Origin of the sequence: Roseomonas chloroacetimidivorans (genome assembly GCF_049629625.1) — a bacterium.
Taxonomy (GTDB): domain Bacteria; phylum Pseudomonadota; class Alphaproteobacteria; order Acetobacterales; family Acetobacteraceae; genus Roseomonas; species Roseomonas chloroacetimidivorans.
Genome location: NZ_JBNBZS010000030.1, coordinates 14,594 through 27,713 on the forward strand (window position 1 = coordinate 14,594; position 13,120 = coordinate 27,713).

A 13,120-nucleotide genomic window follows, 5' to 3' on the forward strand; every position below is an offset into this window, starting at 1 on the left:
ATTCGATGGAGTTGGACGGGACAACGGCCTCGCGCTTACGCGCGGACGCGATGCGGGAGATCCGCGCGGCGGTGGTACGCGAGAAGGACGGCCCCTTCATCATCGAGCCTGCCTTCGTGGCGCCACCCGGCCCACAGGAGGTGCTGGTCCGGGTAATGGCCGCAGGCCTGTGCCACACCGACGTGAAGGTGCGCGGCGCCGGGCACCCCGCCCCCGTGCCGATCGTGCTCGGGCACGAGGGAGCGGGCATCGTAGAGGAGGTAGGGTCCGCAGTACGGGACCTCGCGCCCGGCGACCGCGTCGTGATGAGCTTCCTCTCCTGCGGAGACTGCTCCCCGTGCGGGAAGGGAGCAGTAGCCTACTGCGCCCACTTCTTCCCCCTGAACTTCGGCGGCGCGCGCCTGGACGGGAGCCATGCCCTACGGGACGCGGCCGGCGAGCCGCTTCATGACCGCTTCTTCGGCCAGTCCTCATTCGCCTCCCACGCCATCGCCCACGCCCGCAACGTCGTGCGGGTTCCCGATGACCTGCCCTTCGAAGTGCTCGCCCCGCTGGGCTGCGGCATCCAGACCGGTGCGGGCGCGGTGCTGAACGTCTTCCGGCCGGGACCCGGCGCCAGCATCGCCTGCTTCGGCGCGGGAGCCGTCGGACTGAGCGCCGTCATGGCCGCCCGGGCTGCCGGCGCCGCGACGATCGTCGCGGTCGACGTCGTGCCGTCTCGCCTCGCGCTGGCGCGCGAGCTGGGCGCGACGCACGGGATCAACGCTACAGAGACCAATGCGGTCGACGCGGTGCGCGAGATCACGGGTGGCGGCGCGGACTTCGCGCTGGAGAGCAGCGGCCGGCCCGCCGTGCTGGCCCAGGCGGTAGACTGCCTCGGCCCGCTCGGTACCTGCGGCATCATCGGCGGGGCCCCGCGCGGGTCCCAGCTGGCGCTCGACATCATGGCGACCATGGGCGAAGGGCGGACGATCCGCGGCATCATCGAGGGAGACTCGCGGCCCCACGAGTTCATCCCGCAGCTCATCGAACTCTACCGGGCGGGCCGGTTCCCGTTTGACCGGCTCATCACCCGCTATTCCTTTGGTCGCATCAATGACGCCATGCACGACAGCGAGACAGGTGAGGCGATCAAGCCCGTGCTGGTCATGGAGGGTCCCTGAGGCTTCCGCTGGCCCGCCGCTCGGTAGGAGGATGCTGCTCTTACTACGCGGGCTGGCGTCCGTGGCTGCCCGCGACGCTGCGGCGATCTAGGTCCCGCTCGGCAGCGTGGACGCCTAGGGGGCGTGGCGGACGCGAGTGCCTCGGCATGCTACGCCATCCTAGTCCAGGGGACGGCAGGTTTCACTCGACCTCTGGCGCGACCTTAGCGGCACGGGTCGGGGCCCGCCGAGGCTTGTCCTGTCCCGTGTCCCAGGCTTCAGGCTGCGCCTGCTGGCGCGCCACCCGCATGAGCTTCTCGAGCAGCGAGTCCAGCGTGGCCAGCTCCGCCGGGCTGAGCGCCGCGTTAAAGGCCGCGTCGCGGGCCCGAGCTGACCGCATCAGGCCCTCATAGACGCGCCGGCCACTTTCCGAGAGGCGAAGGCTAACCTCCCGCGCGTCGTCGGTGCCTGGGGTTCTCAGGACCAGACGGCGCTTGACCAGCTCGCTGATCGCCCGACTTGCCAGGCTCTTGTCCAGGCCGCTCTCGAGCGCCAGCTGCTTCAAGGTCATCGGGGCGAAGTCGCCGAGGAGGGCGAGCATGCGCCACTCCATAAGACTCACTTCGAACTCGGCCTTGTAGCGGCGCGCCGCACCTTGGCTGAGAGTATTCGCCAGCCGGTGGATACGGTAAGACAACAGATCCTTGATGGTCTTGTCCTGGGGCTTCCCGAGGGGTCTGGCGGATCTGCCCGGCAACACGGTGTCTCCGAATGTCGGAATGATCAATCTATCAGGATAGCCGATGCTGGATAAGGGGTTAGCCCGGCCAGGTCGAGATTGACTTCGCGGCCTGATAGTTTACTAAGTCAACGAATTGCAGGGCAGGACTTTGGATTGCCGCGCATGCGGAGGCGACGCGAGCGATGAGGCTGATCGAGGCCGAGGGCAAGGCGCTGCTCGCGCGGCACGGCATCGCGGTTCCCCGCGGCGTCATGCTGCCCGACGGCGACTTCCCCGCAGACGCCGTGGCTTGGGACGGGATGGTAATCAAGGCCCAGGTCCTGGAGGGCGGGCGCGGGCGCCGCGGCTTGGTCCGCCGCGTCAGCCTGGCCGATGCAGCCGAGGCGCGGGCCGCCATGCGGTCGATCCTCGGGCCGGCCCATGAGGGGGTGGGCTTCCTGCTGGAAGAAGCCCTCGCGCCCGTCCGAGAGGTGTTCCTGGCGCTCCGGGTGGACGGCACCCGGCAGGGTATCGAACTCCTCTTCTCGGCGAGCGGCGGAGTGGCCGTGGAGGAGGGCGATGCGCCGGTCCGCCTGGTGCTGGATCCGGTCGATTCCGGGCTGGCCGAGCGGGTCCACGCGGCCCTGCGTCTCGTGCTGCCGCCCGCGCTCTCGGCGCGCGTGGCGCGGGAGGCGGTGCGCCTCCTGCGCGTGATGGAGTCCGAGGACCTGACGCTGCTGGAGATCAACCCGCTAGCCGAGCTGGAAGGAGGGCGGCTGATGGCGTTGGACGCGAAGATGGTCCGAGACGATGCCGCCGCCAGCCGGCACGAGGCCGCGGCGACCCGGGCCAGCGCTGCGTTGGAGTTTGCCTCGCTGAGCCTGCTGGAACGCCGCGCGCAATCTGCGGGCTTCACCCTGGTGGAGATGCCCGGCGACGTGGCGCTCGTCAGCGCCGGCGCCGGGCTCGGCATGTTCCTGACGGACCTGCTGGCGGACCATGGCCTCTCTGCCGCCTCCTTCATGGACAATGCCCAGGGTGGCCCGGTGGAGACGACCGAGGTCCGGCTGGAGGCTGCCTTCGACCTCGCGGAACGTCCGGGCGTCAAGGCGATCCTCTTCTACGCCACCCTTGCTTCCCGGCCGGTGGGGGAGCGGATCGAGACCCTGCTCTCCTTCCTGGCACGCCGCCCGGCGCCCAGGCCCCTCTACGTCGGCTTTGCCGCTGCCCCCTCTGCGAGCCGCGGCTTCGACGCGGCGGCGGGCGAGCGGCTGCGCGCGGCGGGTGTCGCGATGCTCCATGACGACCCGCTCACGCTCGTGAAGGCGATCGCCGCGGACCTTCAGCCGGGTGGAACCTGAGCTGTGCTGCCGTTCCTTCTTTCCTTCCCCCGACGCGTGGCAGTGTTCAACCCGACCGGTCGCTATGCCGCCCGGCAGGTGGCCGAGATGCGCGCGGCGGGCACTCCGGTCGTCGTCGGGATCGCGCTCGGCCGCGGTGGCGAGACGGTCGACGGGTTGCCACTCCTCGACTCCCTGGCGGATCTGGACGCGCCGGCGGACGCCGCGGTGCTCTACACGCCGCCTGAGGGCACGCTGAACGCGGTGCGGCAATGTGCCGCGGCCCGCATCGCCACTATTGTGGCGGCTGCGGAGTACGTCCCCGTGCATGACGCCCTGCGGGCTGCCCGGGCAACGCGGGAAGTCGGCAGCTGGCTCCTGGGACCGAACACGCTGGGTCTGTGCGTGCCGGCCGCGGGGCAGGGCGGGTTGCTGCTCGGATCCGTCTCTCCGGCCTTCTGCGCACCGGGGCGGGTGGCCCTGCTGGGGCGCAGCGGGACGCTGACGCTGGCAACGGCTCGCCTGATGACCCGTGCCGGGATCGGGCAGCGGGTCGTCATCCACATGGGCGGCGACGCGGTCATCGGCCGCAATCCACACGAGTGGCTGGCGGCGCTCGCCGGCGACCCCGGGACAGCGGCGGTGCTCTACTGCGGCGAGATCGGCGGCGACAAGGAGTATGCCCTGGCCGAGGCGGTCGCCACTTTCCCGAAGCCTGTGGTGGCCACGCTCGTCGGGCGCCACGCTCCCGCGGACCGTCAGATGGGCCATGCCGGCGCGCTTATCGGCGCCGAGCGCGAGACCGCCGCCAGTAAGCTCGCTGCCTTGCGCGAGGGTGGCGCGCTGGTCGCGCCCACTCCCTATGCCGCGATCGAGATGCTAAAGGAGATTTTGGTGCCGTGACAGACGTGCCCGACGTAATCTTCTCCGAGTGCTTCTGCCGCGACGGGCTGCAGCACGAGTCCGCCGTGGTGCCGGTGGAGGCGAAGGTGGCGATGCTGAACCGGATCGCCGACTGCGGCTTCCGGCGCATCGAGATCACCTCCTTCGCGCACCCGAAGTACATTCCCCAGTTCGCTGATGCCGAGGCCGTGCTGGCTGGCGTGCGCCCGCGCCCCGGTGTGCTGTTCAAGGCCACCTGCCCCAACCCGGCGGCAGTGCGCCGCGCGCAGGCGGCGCGCGCGGCTGGGCGTGGCCCGGAAGAGATCAGCTTCCTGGTGTCCGCCTCCGAGGGCCATACCCAGAAGAACCTCCGACGCTCGCGCGAGGAGCAGTGGACGAACATCGCGGAGATGGCGACCCTCGCCGGGCGCGACTTCACGCTCGTCGGCTCGATCTCCGTGGCCTTTGACTGTCCCTTCGACGGCCCCATTGCCCCGGAGCGGGTGCTGGAGGATGCCCGGCGCTTCATCTCGCTCGGGGTCACGCGGGTCTCGATCGGGGACACGATCGGGAGCGCAACGCCGCCCCGCGTGCGCGCCCTGGTCGCGTTGCTGCGGGACGCGCTGCCGGAGGCGACCTTCATCGCTCATTTTCACGACAGCCGCGGCACTGGCGTGGCCAACTGCGTCGCGGCGCTGGAGGCCGGGCTGCGCCACTTCGACACGGCGCTCGGCGGCACGGGCGGGCACCCGTCCGGCATCGCCTATGGCGAGGGCTTCACGGGGAACGTCTGCACGGAGGACCTCGCGACGCTCTTCGCGGCGATGGGCGTGAACACCGGGCTGGACCTGGACCGGCTCCGCGCCGCGGGACACGAGGCGGAGCGGCTTCTCGGCCGTCCCCTCTATTCACGTTCTATCCGCGTCGGGGAAACCGCCCATGCCTGACACCGTCACCGAGGCGCCGCTCCTCGTCACGCGCGAGGGTGGTGTCGTGCGCGCGACCCTGAACCGCCCCGCGCGCCGTAACGCCATGAGTCGTGAGCTGGTGGAGCGCTTCGACGCGCTGCTGGCGGAGTTGAAGGACGACTACACTGCGCGGGTGCTGGTGATCACCGGGGCGGGTGGGCACTTCTGCGCGGGGCTGGACCTGGACGAGGCGGGCGGTGCCGGTGCGACGCCCGAGGAGCGTCTGGCGGCCGCGCTGGAGCGCAACCGCCGCACCGGCGAGCGCTTCGCAGCCATCGCCGCCCTGCCGCAGGTGGTGGTAGCCCGGATCGAGGGCTCCGCCTTCGCGGGCGGGCTCGGCCTGGTCTGCGCCGCCGACATCGCCGTCGCGGCGGAGGGGGCGCGCTTCGCGGCACCAGAGGCGCGGCGCGGGCTGGTCGCAGCCCAGATCCTGCCCTGGCTGGTGCGCCGGATGGGGCGTAGCGCCGCCACACGCCTCGTCCTGCAGGGCGCCCCGATCGATGCCGCTGCTGCTGTGCGGGCTGGGCTGGTGCACGAGGTGGCGCCGGATGCCGCCGCGCTGGACGCCCTGCTGGCGACGATCCTGGCCGACATCCGCGCCGGCGCCCCAGGCGCGCTCGCCGAGACGAAGGCGCTGCTGGCCGCGATTGGGGAGGTGGCGTCGCCAAGCTACGCCGAGGCCGGCGCCCGCGCCTTCAGCCGCTGCTCGACGGGGGCGGAAGCCGCCGAGGGCATCGCAGCCTTCAAGGCGAAGCGTCCCGCCGCCTGGGCGGCCGAGTAGGCCTATTTCGGCTCGATGCCGGCAGCCGGGAGGACTTCCTTCCACAGGGCGACCTCCCGCTCCAGCCGCCGGGCCAGCGGCGAGGGCCCATCGAGGAGGAGGGTGGCGCCGGACGCCCCGATGCGCGCGGCGAGCGGCGTCCTGGCGCGCAGGGGTGCCATCTCCCCGGTCAGGAGATTCACCACGTCCGGGGGCGTGCCGCGAGGTGCGAGTACGGCATACCAGATCGGAAGATCGTAGCCCGGCACCGCCTTGGCAACAGCCGGTGTGCCGGGGAGGGCAGGGCTGCGCCCGCCGGGGGTGACGGCGATGGCCCGCATCCGTCCCTCCTTCACGTGCGGCAGGGCCTCGATAAGGCCGGTGATCAGCAGGTCGGTATCGCCGGCCAGCAGGGCGCCCGCCGCCTGTCCAGCGCCGCGATAGGGAACGTGTAGGAGTTCGATTCCCGCGCGTGCCTTCAACAGCTCCCCAGCGAGGTGCGTGGTGGACCCGACACCGGAGGAGGCGAAGGAGACGGTCGGCGCCCCGCTCGGGCGCGCTTAAGGAGGGCGTCAAAGTCCCGCACCGGCCAGTCCGGGCGGGAAACCAGCGCGAGCGGGACTTCCAAGACGAGGGTCACGGGCAGCAGGTCGCGCAGCGGGTCGAAGCCTGGGTTGCGCTGGAGCGCCGGCAGGGTAGCCACCGAGGAGGTGGTGAAGACGAAGCTGTGTCCGTCCCCCGCCTGAAGCACCGCCTGGACGCCCAGAGCGCCGCCGGCACCCGGACGCGGTTCCACGATGAAGGGCTGTCCGAGGCGCCGCGTCAGGTGCTCCGCGATGAAGCGGGCCGGCACCTCCACCGGGCCGCCCGGCGCGAAGGGCACGATGAAGCGGGGGATGCGGGTCGGCCACGGAGGGCCGGCGGCCCCGGGCTGCGCCGTGGTCCGCCCCGCGGCGCCCAGCGCGGCGCCTCCTGCTCCGAGAAGGTGCCGTCGATCCGGCCTGAAAGGGGACATGGGGTTCACCTCGCGCGCGCCCTGCCCGGGGTGCGGAGGGCTGTCCTCGGCGTTTTCCGGCGGCGGGCGTCGCGCGGCAAAGGCTGAAGGGGCAGGCGGGCCGCGGCTAGGGTTCCGGTCCGGCCGGCATCATTGATACGGCGGCATCCCGCCCGCTGAAGGTTCGCGCTGTCAGACGTGCAACGCCCCCTCGGCGACGAGGTGGGCGATCTCGGCCTCGTCCAGCCCGACCGAGCGGGCGATCTCGGCACCATGCTCCCCGGGAGCGGGCGGCTGCCGACGAAGCGAAGGGCGGGTGCCGTCGATCAGCACGGGAAGGCCGGGTATGCCCGCCACCGGCATGGCCGGGGCGCCGCCGGGGGCGCCTGCGGCGCTTCCCATCTCCAGCGAGATCAGCCCGCCGGAGGCGAGGAGGTGCTCGTCGTCGAACAGGTCGGCCGGCTTGGCGATGGGCGCGTAGGGTAGGCCGAGCGCCTCCAGCCGGCGCATAAGCACCACCTTCGGCAGGGTCCGGAAGACAGCCGTCACCCGCTCGGCGATGCGCGGTCGGGCGGCGGCGAGCTGCTGCATGGTGGACAAGGAGGGATCGGCCAGCATGTCGTCCAGGCCGAACTCCCGGCAGAAGCCCTGCCACTGAGTGGCCGTGACGACTCCGACGAACACTTGGCCGCCGGGGTCCGCGCTGTCGAACACGTCGTAAAGTGGCCAGGGCTTGGGCATGGACGGGTCGCCCGAAGACGGCGGATTGCGCCCCGTGATCGCGGCGTTCGCCATGTGCTGGGCCACCAGTAGCATGTTCGTCTCGAACAGGCCCGACTGCACGAGGGCTCCGCGCCCGGTGGCCTGCCGCTCCCGAAGGGCGGCCATCACGGCGACGGCGCCGAAGACGCCGCCTGTGATGTCGTTGACTGAGGTGCCGGCGCGCATGGGCCGGCCGGGCGGACCGGTCATGTAGGCCAGGCCGCCCATCATCTGCACCACCTCGTCCAGCGCGGCGCGGTTCTCGTAGGGACCGGGCAGGAAGCCCTTGCAGGAGAGGTAGATCAGGCGCGGATTTATGGCCGAAAGCGCCTCGTAGCCGAGGCCGAGCTTCTCCATGGCGCCGGGCCGGAAATTCTCCAGCACCACGTCGGCGCCGGCCGCCAGGCGCCTCGCCAGATCCAGGCCGGCCGGCGTCTTCAGGTCCACGCAGAGGCTGCGCTTGTTGCGGTTGAAGGTCGGGAAGAAACCGATGGCTGGCCCCGTCAGGCGGCGGGTGTTGTCGCCGCCCGGCGCCGGCTCGACCTTGATCACGTCGGCCCCGAGGTCGGCGAGGACCATGCCGGAGCTCGGGCCCATGACCATGTGGCTGAACTCGACCACGCGGATGCCCTCGAGCGGAAGGGTGCGGCGGGCGGCCGTCCGGGCCGCCGTGGCGGCCGGGACGAAGCCGCGAGGCAGGCCCGCGGCCGCCACGCGCCCGTGCAGTGGCTCGTCCGGCAGGCCGTCCCGCAGCGCCTGCCGCGCCGCGATCAGCACGGGCAGGTCGATGCCCGTGTCGAAGCCCTCGGCCTCGAGCAAGTGGACCAGGTCCTCGGTGCAGAGGTTGCCCACCGAGCCGGGAGCGTAGGGGCAGCCGCCGAGGCCCCCGAGCGCGCCGTCAAATTCGCGCAGTCCTTCCTCCAGCGCGGCGAGCACGTTCGCCAGCGCCGTGCCCATCGTGTCGTGCAGATGGAGGCCGCCGAGGCGCTCCGCCCCGATTGCCGAGCGGACGGCCCGCACGATCCGTCGGACCTGGGTGGGTGTCGCGTAGCCGACCGTGTCGCCCAGCGAGACCGTTTGGGCCCCGGCCCGGACGAGGTCCGTGGCGAGGGCGACCACCTCCCCCTCCGGCACGCGGCCCTGCAGCGAGCAGCCGAAGGCAGTGGAGATCCCCGCCCTGATCCGGGGCGCGCCGGGTCCGAGGCCGCGCGCCCATTCCGCTACGCGCGCGACCTCCGCCACCTGCTCTGTGCGGGAGCGGCGGACGTTCGCGCGGCTGTGCGCCTCCGAGGCGGAGACGGGGAGGACGATCGCGTGCGCTCCGGCTGCCGCGGCGTCCCGCGCCCCGCGCAGGTTCGGCGCCAGGGCGCTGATCCGGAGCGACGGATGCGCGGCGCGCACGGCCTGCAGCAGCTCGGCCGCATCGGCCATCTGCGGCATGGCGGCGGGCGGGACGAAGCTCGCCACGTCCATCCGCCGCACGCCGGCGGCCACCATGGCGGCGATCCAGCGCAGCTTGGCCGCCGTCGGCATCACAGCCTTCGCCATCTGCAGGCCGTCGCGCGGGCCGACCTCCCGGACGCTAGCCGCGCCGGCTCCCACTGCTTCTTCCAAGAACGTCACTCCAGATCTGCTGCCGCAGGGTGGGCCGGCCTATTCGGGCTTCAGGCCGAGGTTCGCGATGATGCCGGCCATCGTTCGCTTCTGCCGCTCGATGGATGTGGCGAAGCGATCGGGCGGGCCTCCCATCGTTAGCGCTCCGGCGGTGGCGATCTTTTCGCGGACGGGCACCTCGGCGAGGGCAGCGTCGAAGGCGCGGTTGAGCGCCGCGACCGCCTCAGGCGGGGTGCCGGCCTGGACCATGATCCCGAACGCGAAGGCGTGGTTGAAGCCGGGCAGCGTTTCTGCGACGGCGGGGATATCGGGATGGTCCGGCAGGCGGGCGGCCGAGGTCACGGCGATGCGCCGGAGGCGGGACGAGGGCCGGAGATCGGTGCCGGCCGGCCCGCTGATCAGCAGGTCCAGCCGTCCGCCCAGCAGGTCGGGCATCGCGGCGGTGGGACCGGCATAGGCCACGTGGCTCATCTCGATCCCGGCCGCCTGCATGAGGAGGCGTGAGATGAGGTAGTGGGAGCTAGTGACGTTGTTGGCGCCGTAGGTTAGCTCCCCCGGGCGGCTCTTTGCGAGGGCGATCAGCTCCGGCAGGTTGGTGGCGGGCAGGTCGGGCCGGCCGACGATCACCAGCGGCCCGGTGACGAGCTGGATCACGGGGACCAGCCTCTCCACCGGGTCTGGGGATCCCGGGCGCAGCAGGTGCGGGTTGATCGCGTACATGCCGTCAGTGACGAGGACGAGCGTATAGCCGTCCGCGGGCGCCTGAAGCGCCGCGTTGGCGCCGATCATGCCGTTAGCCCCGGGCCGGTTCTCTACCACGATAGGCTGCCCCAGGGTCGCCGAGGCGTGCTGCGCGACGACGCGCCCGATGGTGTCGGCAGCGCCACCGGGCGGATAGGGGATAACGAAGCGAAGGGGGCGGCTCGGGAAGGGCTCCGCGGCGAGGGCGCGGCGGGCGAGCAGGCTTCCTGCGGCGATCCACATCGCCGAACGGCGGTTACAGCGCATGGCGCATCCTCCTCCCACTCCTGTCGTGCCGCTTCTGTCGAGCGGATGCGGCGGACCCTGGCGCAACGGACGGGCGCGGGGCAATCTTTCATGCGCGGAGGCGGCCTTCGTCCCCGACGAAGGCCGCCTCAGCCGGCCGGGTAGCTCGCCGCCTCGAGGATGCAGGCCCGAAGGGCGCGCGCAGGGGCCGGTAGCCGGTCGGGCGGCAGCCCCACAAGACGGAGCCGGCGCTGCGCCCACGCCTCCTTCAGGGGGATACAGCGGAGGCCGAGGAGCGGCTCGTAGGGAACGCAGACGCCTTCGGGCATGACGGAAATCCCGTGCCCCGCGGCGACCAGTCCGCGGCTGGCATCGGTGGTCGCGACGTGGAAGCGGCCGTTCAGCCGCCGGCCCATACGGCCCGCCTGCTCCTCTAGGAGGAGGGCCAGGGCGCCATTGTCCGTCGCGTGGATCAGCGGCTCTTCCAAGATGGCCACGAACGGCACGCCATCCAGGGCGGCGAAGCGGTGATCTGCCGGCACGACCACGAGGAGCCGGTCCAGGCGCCAGGGCCAGGCCTCCAGGCCGAGATGGGCTGGGACGCTGCCCGATACAATGCCGAGATCCGCCCGTCCCTCGGACAGGTCGCGCAGGATGCTGACGCTTCCGCCCTCCCGCAGATCCAGGCGAAGACCGGGATGGCGGAAGCCGAAGCCGGCGAGGATCTGGGGCAGGGGATGCCCGGCGAGGGCGGAGAGCGTGGCCTGCAGCCGGACGCTGCCGCGACCGCCGGCCGCGAAGCCGCGCATGTCGTCCATCAGCCGCCCGGAAAGGTCGAGCAGAGTCGCGGCATGGCTGGCCATGGACTCGCCGGCGACGGTCGGGCGCACGCCCTGCGGCGTCCGGTCCAGCAGCCGCACGCCGCAGGCCTGCTCCAGCAGCGCGATGCGCTTGGCCGCGGCCGAGAGGGCGATGCTGCAGTGCTGCGCCGCGCGCGTGACGCTTCCAAGCCGGACGGCCGCGAGGAAAATTCGCAGCGTGACCGGGTCCGGCATCGCCATGACTCCTGTCCTGTCGCCGAATTGCCGCGCGCGAGGCCGGGCCGGTACAGAAAGCGCGCGCCCGGCCGGACGAGGAAACAGAAACCATGACCAAACGTCCTCCCATCGCCCCCGCGCGTCCGGACCTTCCCGGGAAGGACGGGCTTCGGGCGGCCAGGCTCTTCCTCGCCGGGCTGGGCTGGGCGGGGATAGGCGGGGCGATGATGGGTGGGGTGGCGGCCCAGCCGGCCCGGGGCCCGGAAGCGGCCTGCGCGGGGCTCGCCGCCCGCGTCTCGCTGCCCGGCGTCGAGATCGAGGCCGCGAAGGTGAACGAGCCCGTCGCGGGCGCGCCGCGCCACTGCGAGATCACCGGCGCGATCGACCGCCGCACGGGCAAAGACGGGCAACGCTACGCCATCCGCTTTCGCCTGCGCGCCGCTGGAGGCGGCCTGGAACGGGCGCTTCCTGTTCAGCGGCGGCGGCGGATCGAACGGCGTGGTGGGCGACGGTCTTCGTGTGAACGGTACCTCGCGCATTCCACTGGCCGATGGCTTCGCAGTACTGACGCAGGATTCCGGGCACGACAACGCCACCAATAGCGACCCGGCGCGCAGCGGCGACCGGGCTTTCCACTTCGACGCCCGCGCGCGGGAGGACAACAGCTATCGCTCCTACGGGCGCGCGACAGTGGTCGCGAAGGAGATCCTCAACGCCTTCTACGGCCGCTACCCCGCACGTTCCTACTTCGCGGGCTGTTCCGAGGGCGGGCGCGAGGCGGTGATGATGACGCAACGCTACCCGACCTATTTCGACGGAATCCTCGCCGGTGCGCCGCTGCTGGAGGCTCCGCAGGCCGCGCTCGTGCGGCCTGCACATATCCTGCAGACTTACGCGGTGCTGGCGCGGGAGCAGGGGCGGATGGACCGCAACGGGCTGCCCTTCCTCAACCAGGCATTCAGCGATGCGGACCTCGCCGTGCTGTCGGGCGGCATCGCCAGGGCCTGCGACGGGCTGGATGGGGTGGTGGACGGCATCTCCCAGGATTTCCGCGCCTGCACGGCGGCCTTTGACCCCGCCAGCCTCGTCTGCCCGGCCGGGCGGACGGAGGGCTGCCTGAGCGCCGCGCAGGCGGAGGCGGTGCGGACGCAGATGGCGGGCATCCCCGGCGACCACCGTTGGCACTACGACCTCGGCGCTGTGGCCGGGCAGTTCCGGAGCTGGTGGCTGGGTCCGGCGACCGCGCCACAGACTAGCAGCCTGTGGGTCAACCGGCCGGGGACCACCTCCTACATCACGCCGGTGCCGGCCGTGGACATGCGGGCGGAGGGTGGGTCGGGCCCTTACCGGAGCTGGCTGGGCTTCGACGCCGCGCGCGACCGGCCGGCGATCTTCGCCACGACGCCGGAGCAGCCGCAGTCCACCTGGGACATGATGCACGCCACGCACCCGGACTTGACGCCCTTCGTCGCGCGGGGCGGGCGGATGGTGCTGTTCCACGGCGTGTCGGACGGCGCCTTCCCGATCGCGCGAACCATCGCTTGGCTAGAGGGGGTGGACGCCGTGGGACCGGGGCGGCTCGCCGACTTTGGTCGCTTCTACCCCGTGCCGGGCATGGGCCATTGCCGCGGCGGGCCAGCGACGAGCGAGTTCGACCTGCTGACGCCCCTCGTCCGCTGGACGGAGGAGGGCGTGGCGCCGGCGGCGGCCGAGGCGAGGGCGTCGGCGGGAACGCCCTGGCCCGGGCGGACGCGTCCGTTCTGCGCCTATCCGTCGGTCGCGACCTATGACGGCAGCGGCGACGTCGAGCGAGCGGAGAGCTTCCGCTGCGCGACGCCGTGACTGGACGGAATAATGGTTGACAGAGTCAACAGAAATGAATAGCCGTTCCCTCTCGGAAAAGCCTCGTCCAG

Annotated in this window: 13 protein-coding genes; 7 read left to right on the forward strand and 6 right to left on the reverse strand. The window is 71.9% G+C overall.

Features of this window, described 5'->3' with window-relative positions; genetic code table 11:
* Window positions 1-50 precede the first annotated feature (50 nt).
* Window positions 51-1,163, forward strand: a complete 1,113-nt coding sequence (locus ACO1BU_RS20540; protein WP_424137835.1) for an NAD(P)-dependent alcohol dehydrogenase — start codon at window positions 51-53, stop codon at window positions 1,161-1,163.
* A gap of 181 nt (window positions 1,164-1,344) precedes the next feature.
* Here the strand turns inward: ACO1BU_RS20540 and ACO1BU_RS20545 are convergent, their stop codons facing one another.
* Window positions 1,345-1,899, reverse strand: coding sequence for a MarR family winged helix-turn-helix transcriptional regulator (locus ACO1BU_RS20545; protein WP_424137836.1), 555 nt, complete (start codon window positions 1,897-1,899; stop codon window positions 1,345-1,347).
* A 167-nt stretch (window positions 1,900-2,066) separates the two neighbouring features.
* Between ACO1BU_RS20545 and ACO1BU_RS20550 the strand changes: the two genes are divergently transcribed.
* The 4 genes from ACO1BU_RS20550 to ACO1BU_RS20565 are packed head-to-tail and all read left to right on the forward strand — an operon-like array spanning window position 2,067 to window position 5,834.
* Window positions 2,067-3,224 (forward strand): ATP-grasp domain-containing protein, encoded by a 1,158-nt coding sequence (locus ACO1BU_RS20550; protein WP_424137837.1) that lies wholly within the window; start codon window positions 2,067-2,069, stop codon window positions 3,222-3,224.
* Window positions 3,225-3,227: 3 nt separating this feature from the next.
* Window positions 3,228-4,106 (forward strand): CoA-binding protein, encoded by an 879-nt coding sequence (locus tag ACO1BU_RS20555; RefSeq protein WP_424137838.1) that lies wholly within the window; start codon window positions 3,228-3,230, stop codon window positions 4,104-4,106.
* Window positions 4,103-5,032: a hydroxymethylglutaryl-CoA lyase gene (locus ACO1BU_RS20560; RefSeq protein WP_424137839.1), complete on the forward strand. Its 930-nt coding sequence runs from the start codon at window positions 4,103-4,105 to the stop codon at window positions 5,030-5,032. The genes ACO1BU_RS20555 and ACO1BU_RS20560 overlap by 4 nt, the downstream gene beginning before the upstream one ends.
* Window positions 5,025-5,834 (forward strand): enoyl-CoA hydratase/isomerase family protein, encoded by an 810-nt coding sequence (locus tag ACO1BU_RS20565; RefSeq protein ID WP_424137840.1) that lies wholly within the window; start codon window positions 5,025-5,027, stop codon window positions 5,832-5,834. The genes ACO1BU_RS20560 and ACO1BU_RS20565 overlap by 8 nt, the downstream gene beginning before the upstream one ends.
* Before the next feature lie 2 nt (window positions 5,835-5,836).
* On the opposite strand, the gene ACO1BU_RS20570 is transcribed toward ACO1BU_RS20565, so the two are convergent.
* From ACO1BU_RS20570 to ACO1BU_RS20590, 5 genes are all read right to left on the reverse strand, one after another.
* Window positions 5,837-6,295: a tripartite tricarboxylate transporter substrate-binding protein gene (locus tag ACO1BU_RS20570; protein ID WP_424137841.1), complete on the reverse strand. Its 459-nt coding sequence runs from the start codon at window positions 6,293-6,295 to the stop codon at window positions 5,837-5,839.
* A complete protein-coding gene (locus tag ACO1BU_RS20575) occupies window positions 6,292-6,828 on the reverse strand; it encodes a Bug family tripartite tricarboxylate transporter substrate binding protein (protein WP_424137842.1) in 537 nt (178 codons plus the stop codon). The genes ACO1BU_RS20570 and ACO1BU_RS20575 overlap by 4 nt, the downstream gene beginning before the upstream one ends.
* A gap of 171 nt (window positions 6,829-6,999) precedes the next feature.
* Window positions 7,000-9,183, reverse strand: a complete 2,184-nt coding sequence (locus tag ACO1BU_RS20580) for a hydroxymethylglutaryl-CoA lyase (protein ID WP_424137843.1) — start codon at window positions 9,181-9,183, stop codon at window positions 7,000-7,002.
* 39 nt (window positions 9,184-9,222) lie between these two features.
* A complete protein-coding gene (locus tag ACO1BU_RS20585; protein ID WP_424137844.1) occupies window positions 9,223-10,191 on the reverse strand; it encodes a Bug family tripartite tricarboxylate transporter substrate binding protein in 969 nt (322 codons plus the stop codon).
* 128 nt (window positions 10,192-10,319) lie between these two features.
* Window positions 10,320-11,231, reverse strand: coding sequence for a LysR family transcriptional regulator (locus tag ACO1BU_RS20590; RefSeq protein ID WP_424137845.1), 912 nt, complete (start codon window positions 11,229-11,231; stop codon window positions 10,320-10,322).
* Between the two features lie 86 nt (window positions 11,232-11,317).
* Between ACO1BU_RS20590 and ACO1BU_RS20595 the strand changes: the two genes are divergently transcribed.
* The gene (locus ACO1BU_RS20595) at window positions 11,318-11,809 is read left to right on the forward strand and encodes a hypothetical protein (RefSeq protein ID WP_424137846.1); all 492 of its coding nucleotides are present in this window, start codon (window positions 11,318-11,320) and stop codon (window positions 11,807-11,809) included.
* Window positions 11,709-13,049, forward strand: coding sequence for a tannase/feruloyl esterase family alpha/beta hydrolase (locus tag ACO1BU_RS20600; protein WP_424137847.1), 1,341 nt, complete (start codon window positions 11,709-11,711; stop codon window positions 13,047-13,049). Before ACO1BU_RS20595 ends, ACO1BU_RS20600 begins: the two co-directional genes overlap by 101 nt.
* The last annotated feature ends 71 nt before the right edge of the window (window positions 13,050-13,120 follow it).

Coding starts and splice junctions, on each gene's coding strand:
- ACO1BU_RS20540 (WP_424137835.1), top strand. CDS start 51: ATGCGGGAGATCCGCGCGGCGGTGGTACGCGAGAAGGACGGCCCCTTC.
- ACO1BU_RS20550 (WP_424137837.1), top strand. CDS start 2,067: ATGAGGCTGATCGAGGCCGAGGGCAAGGCGCTGCTCGCGCGGCACGGC.
- ACO1BU_RS20565 (WP_424137840.1), top strand. CDS start 5,025: ATGCCTGACACCGTCACCGAGGCGCCGCTCCTCGTCACGCGCGAGGGT.
- ACO1BU_RS20575 (WP_424137842.1), bottom strand. CDS start 6,828: ATGTCCCCTTTCAGGCCGGATCGACGGCACCTTCTCGGAGCAGGAGGC.
- ACO1BU_RS20585 (WP_424137844.1), bottom strand. CDS start 10,191: ATGCGCTGTAACCGCCGTTCGGCGATGTGGATCGCCGCAGGAAGCCTG.
- ACO1BU_RS20590 (WP_424137845.1), bottom strand. CDS start 11,231: ATGGCGATGCCGGACCCGGTCACGCTGCGAATTTTCCTCGCGGCCGTC.
- ACO1BU_RS20595 (WP_424137846.1), top strand. CDS start 11,318: ATGACCAAACGTCCTCCCATCGCCCCCGCGCGTCCGGACCTTCCCGGG.